We start from the raw sequence: 1,347 nt of genomic DNA on the forward strand, positions 1-1,347 counted from the left end.
CTTCGCCGGCGCGACGGGCGCGGCTGGCGCGGCGACGGGTGCCGGATCGCGCGCGCAGGCCGCGGCCAGGCTCAGGGCGATGCCCAAGGCGAGCGCGCGGGCGGCGGGAACGGGGGAAAACGGCTGGCGAGGGTAGGCGTCCATGTGCTTCGCGACTGCGCGTCCTTGGGTCCGCAAAGCGCCGCACGCTATCTGATCGCGCCGAAACGGGTCAATAATGGCCGCCGTTTTCGCTCATCCGCGCCCGCCCATGCCTTTCCTGGAACTCACCCTGCGCTGCAGCGAGGCCGAACAGCCGCGCTTCGAAGCCGCGCTGGACGACGTCGGCGCGCTCGCCGTGACCATGCTCGACGCCGATGCCGACAGCAGCAACGAACGCGCGATCCTCGAACCCGGCGTCGGCGAGACCCCGCTGTGGCAGTCGATCGTGCTCAGCGCGCTGTTCCCGCACGACGCCGACGCGCTGGTGATCCTGGCCGCGCTGGAATCCTTCGACCCGGACCTGGACTGGAGCCGGGTCGGTTTCGCCAACGTCGAGGACCAGGACTGGGAACGCGCGTGGATGGACCAGTACGCGCCGCTGCAGTTCGGCCGCCGCACCTGGATCGTGCCGTGGAACCAGGACCTGCCCGCCGAGGCCGACCGCGCCGACGCTGCGGTGGTGCGCCTGGACCCGGGCCTGGCGTTCGGCTCGGGTACCCACCCGACCACCGCGCTGTGCCTGGCCTGGCTCGACGCGCTGGCCGACGCCGGCGAACTGGCCGGGCGGCGCGTGCTCGATTTCGGCTGCGGCTCGGGCATCCTCGCGCTGGCCGCGCTCAAGCTCGGCGCCGCCGACGCGATCGGCGTCGACAACGATCCGCAGGCGCTGATCGCCACCGCCGACAACGCCGAACGCAACGGCGAGGCCGCGCGCATGCAGGTGTTCCTGCCGCAGGACGAACCGGTGGCGGCGTATCCGGTGGTGGTCGCCAACATCCTCGCTTCGGCGCTGATCGCGCTGGCCGACACCCTGGCCGCGCGGGTCGCGCCGGGCGGCCGCATCGCCCTGTCGGGCATCCTCGCCGGGCAGGAGGACGAGGTGGTCGCGCGCTATGCCGAGCGGTTCGACGCGTTGCAGGTCGAACGCCTCGAAGACTGGATTCGCGTCACAGGCGTGCGTCGTCGCTGAGCGCGCGGCATGGTTGAATAAGCGCGCATGTTCGTCGCCTGCCCTCACTGCGGTTACCTGGTCGCGCTGATCGTCGCCAAGGACGGTCCGGCGCGCGCCTGCCCGCGCTGCGGCGGCTCGCTGCAGAGCGAGGCGCCGGCAGCCGCGGCGCAGACCGCGGCGGCCGAAGCGGCCGG

Annotated in this window: 1 protein-coding gene; it reads left to right on the forward strand. The window is 72.8% G+C overall.

All coding sequences use genetic code 11. The features are described 5' to 3' along the window. Window positions 1-250 precede the first annotated feature (250 nt). Window positions 251-1,171 (forward strand): 50S ribosomal protein L11 methyltransferase, encoded by a 921-nt coding sequence (gene prmA / locus A7A76_RS00740; protein ID WP_206409394.1) that lies wholly within the window; start codon window positions 251-253, stop codon window positions 1,169-1,171. Window positions 1,172-1,347 lie beyond the last annotated feature (176 nt).

Origin of the sequence: Lysobacter enzymogenes, assembly GCF_017168095.1 — a bacterium.
GTDB classification, from domain to species: Bacteria; Pseudomonadota; Gammaproteobacteria; order Xanthomonadales; family Xanthomonadaceae; genus Lysobacter; species Lysobacter enzymogenes_D.

Bases quoted from the DNA above. Each gene is read 5' to 3' on its own strand.
- prmA (WP_206409394.1), top strand. From the start codon at position 251: ATGCCTTTCCTGGAACTCACCCTGCGCTGCAGCGAGGCCGAACAGCCG.